General features: G+C 54.7%; 5 protein-coding genes. 3 read left to right on the top strand and 2 right to left on the bottom strand.

What is annotated here, in order from left to right; genetic code table 11:
• From O6944_02180 to O6944_02170, 3 genes are all read left to right on the top strand, one after another.
• The coding region (locus tag O6944_02180) for a hypothetical protein (protein MCZ6717947.1) at positions 1-192 on the top strand (192 nt) is incomplete at its 5' end.
• Positions 193-218: 26 nt separating this feature from the next.
• Entirely contained in the window at positions 219-1,202 is a 984-nt protein-coding gene (locus tag O6944_02175) for a hypothetical protein (GenBank protein ID MCZ6717946.1), read from the top strand.
• Positions 1,093-2,121 carry an integrase core domain-containing protein gene (locus O6944_02170; protein MCZ6717945.1) on the top strand — a complete coding sequence of 343 codons (1,029 nt, stop codon included), beginning with the start codon at positions 1,093-1,095 and terminating at the stop codon, positions 2,119-2,121. Before O6944_02175 ends, O6944_02170 begins: the two co-directional genes overlap by 110 nt.
• Positions 2,122-2,152: 31 nt before the next feature.
• Here the strand turns inward: O6944_02170 and O6944_02165 are convergent, their stop codons facing one another.
• Together O6944_02165 and O6944_02160 are read right to left on the bottom strand one after the other, a co-directional pair.
• Positions 2,153-2,557 (bottom strand): hypothetical protein, encoded by a 405-nt coding sequence (locus O6944_02165; GenBank protein ID MCZ6717944.1) that lies wholly within the window; start codon positions 2,555-2,557, stop codon positions 2,153-2,155.
• Between the two features lie 590 nt (positions 2,558-3,147).
• On the bottom strand, positions 3,148-3,410 hold a 263-nt coding region (locus tag O6944_02160; GenBank protein MCZ6717943.1), incomplete at its 5' end, for a dienelactone hydrolase family protein.

Below are 3,410 nucleotides of genomic sequence, written 5' to 3'. Positions count from 1 at the left end.
AGTTCTTCCGGTCGTGATCGGATGTCATGGGATAGCAAGGCTCCAAATACGTTTCTGATCGGGGAAAAGTGCTACACGCATTTGAATCCAAAACGGCCAGCCGGTCAATCGAAAAAATACTTTTCACGGGTCGTTGGTAAGAACAAAAAGGTGCCGATTTCTCCGAGGCTCGAATCACTTATGGTTGGCTAATTTTCATCAGCCCAGGCCTGACCCACTTGCAGGCGGCGGAGTTCCTATACGAGACCAGCCTGTTTCCCGAGCGCCAATATACCTTCAAGCATGCCCTGACTCATGAGGTGGCCTACGGCAGTCTGCTTCAAGAGCAGCGGCGGGTGCTGCATGGCCAGATTCTGCACGCCGTGGAAGTGATGCTCGGGGATCGCTACATGGAGCAGGTCGAGAGTCTGGCGCACCACGCCCTGCGGGGTGAGGTGTGGGACAAAGCCCTCCTGTACTTTCGTCAAGCGGGAGAAAAGGCCATGACACATTCGGCTTCCCGTGAGGCTGTAATCTGTTTCGAACAGGCTTTGACGGCGCTCCCGCATCTGCCGGCGCAACGCAGCCTGCACGAGTTGGCGATTGATCTCCGAATCAGCCTGTACACGGCTCGCATCACCCTCGGCAAGATTGAACGGGCCTTCGATGACCTCCACGAAGCTGAAACGCTTGCCGAAGCGCTAAACGATGCGCAACGGCTGGGACGGGTCTCCTACCATATGGCGCAATATCTCGGGACCCAGGGTGCGTATGACCGGGCGCGTGCTGTCGGGCAACGTGCGCTTGCCTTGGGCACGGCCAGCGAGGATGTCGGCACACAGGTCAGCGCCCACTTCATCATTGGCGCCCACGCCTACTTCCTAGGCGACTATGTGCGCACCGTCGAGACACTGCAAAACGCCATTGAATTGGTGCAAGGTGATCACCTCTACGAGCTGTCGTTCCCGAATATCCATCACACCGAAAAATCCTTGATTGTCCGTCCCGAAAACCCGAATCAGTTGAAATTCTTGACATTTACTCCGACCATGATCACTCTTGAGCGATGGATTTTCCCGTTTCCGTTTACCTCTCGCGATAAGGTCTCTGATCATGCCAGCCATCGTCTCTGTCCTTCTCGCATCCATCGGAACATGGTTCCGCTCACGTCTCGCCATGCAGATGGAACTCATTGCTTTGAGACATCAGGTCGCCGTTTATAAGCAGAGCATCTCCCGCCCGAAGCTTCGGCCAACGGATCGCTTGCTCTGGGTCTGGCTCTCGCGTCTCTGGCCTGGCTGGCAACAGGCCCTTGAGTTCGTTCAGCCCCGTACGGTCATCGCCTGGCAAAAGAAACGGTTCCGAGCTTACTGGCGACAGCTCAGCCAGAACGGCAAACCCGGTCGACCCGCGATCTCCAGAGAAGTCCGTGAGCTCATCCGGGACATGTGGAAATCCAATACAACGTGGGGCTCTCCTCGAATCGTTGGAGAGCTCCGTAAGCTTGGCATCAACGTGGCCAAATCGACCGTAGAGAAGTATCGACCGCAGGTCCGCAAACCGCACTCACCAACCTGGATAGCCTTTCTGAACAACCATGTCAAAGACCTGGTCGCCTGTGATTTCTTTACCGTTCCCACCGTCACGTTCAAGGTGCTGTTCGTGTTCGTGATCCTCACCCACGAGCGGCGGCGCATCGCCCATTTCAACGTGACAGAGCATCCGACAACGCAATGGACATCACAGCGGGTCGTGGAGGCGTTTCCGTGGGACGAGGCGCCCCGGTATCTTCTACGCGACCGGGACGCGATATACGGGGCGCAGTTCCAACAGCGCGTCGGCACCATAGGCATCGAAGAGGTCAAGACCGCGCCTCGCAGTCCGTGGCAGAATCCATACTGCGAAAGGGTCATTGGCAGTATTCGACGCGACATGCTCGATCAGGTGATCGTACTCAACGAACGGCATCTCAAGCGTCTGCTAACCGAGTACGTGAGCTATTATCACCGGTTTCGCACACATCTATCACTCGACATGGATTGCCCAGAACCGCGAGCCGTGGAACCACCCGAAGTAGGTGTGGTGATTGCCGTCCCTGAACTCGGAGGCCTGCATCACCATTATGAACGCCGAGCGGCATAGAGGCACAAACGACCCGGGTCAGCTTGCACGTTCATGGGGAGGCGGACGTGTCGAGTTTTAGACCGGGCTCTTCATCTTCGGGAGCCTCCGCCAGCACCCGCAGCCAGACGTGATGGCCCTGGTAAGTCCCCTCGATCGAGATATGGGGACCGTCATCATCGTCGGGTCCTAAGCCTTGCGCGTTCCACTGGAGATCGGTTACGCGCTCGAACACGTCCTGTAACGCCTGCACATCCAGGCAGAATCCCGGAATCACGATGGCGCCGTCGTGTTCCCCGCCGACGAGTTCCACGGGTGTAGCATAGACGACGAGTTCGGCAAGCTCGTCATCCTCCTGATACCGCCACCCCATCGCTCCCATTGCACTGTGGGCCTCCATGCAGGATGCTACGGCCTCAACGATCTTATGCAGCCATGTTGACGGGCGATGTGCCATGCAGGTCGACTCCTGAGAAAGCTTGGCGGTCTGAATTTCAAAGGCCAGCGTTTTCGGTCTGATCGTGCTGCCCAATTTGCTCCCACATGGAGGAAGGATCAAGGATTTTTCGGTGTGATGGATATTCGGGAACGACAAGCGTCCGTCACTCAATAAAATCAATTGTTTATAGCGAGTAAAACTTCTATGTGACTTAAATTCAATAACCTGCTGCGATTTTCCTCCCTATGCACGATTCCAGCCTGATATTGGTCTTCCTGCTGGGATTTCTCACTCTGAAGACGCCATTGTGCACTTCGATACGCAGAATTCACCGTCATGACCCTGTCAAGAGCCAAATATACATGCTCAAGATCGAGATTTTCACAAATCGCAGAAAGTCTTTGTTTTTATTGGCTTAATGGTTTTTAACCCTTATAAGCCATTGAAATTATTAAATATTGGAATCGGGACTTTTAGCACCGATTGTACGGTTACCCCTTAATCTGAGCTGAGAATGTGTGATGTTTTTGAGTAAACGTGATTACGTTCTTACGCTGCTACAAGTAGCATTACCTCTGTAGCACTACCTTGGAGACAGCTCAACGGCGTTAGGCGGAAACGGCAGCGCCCTTCAAATGCTTGTTGAAGAAGTCGATGGTCCTGGGCCAGGCCTGTTTCGCCCCTTCTTCGTGGTAGCGCTCCGGGTTGGTGAAGTCCATAAACGCATGATTCGCGCCTTCGTAGGTAAAGAACTCATGGCTCTTGCCCAAGCGCGTAAGCTCAGCGTCCAGCTTGTCCCGGTCTTCCACCGAGGGGTTGCCATCTAAGGAACCGAAATGGAACAGCATGGGGCAATTGATGTTGGCGGCCA

The organism is Gammaproteobacteria bacterium (assembly GCA_027296625.1).
Lineage (GTDB): Bacteria > Pseudomonadota > Gammaproteobacteria > JAKEHO01 > JAKEHO01 > JAKEHO01.
This window is presented reverse-complemented; position numbering and strand designations above follow the sequence as displayed.

What these genes read in the sequence shown, in the direction of transcription:
- O6944_02170 (MCZ6717945.1), top strand. Translation starts at nt 1,093, where the DNA reads ATGCCAGCCATCGTCTCTGTCCTTCTCGCATCCATCGGAACATGGTTC.
- O6944_02165 (MCZ6717944.1), bottom strand. Translation starts at nt 2,557, where the DNA reads ATGGCACATCGCCCGTCAACATGGCTGCATAAGATCGTTGAGGCCGTA.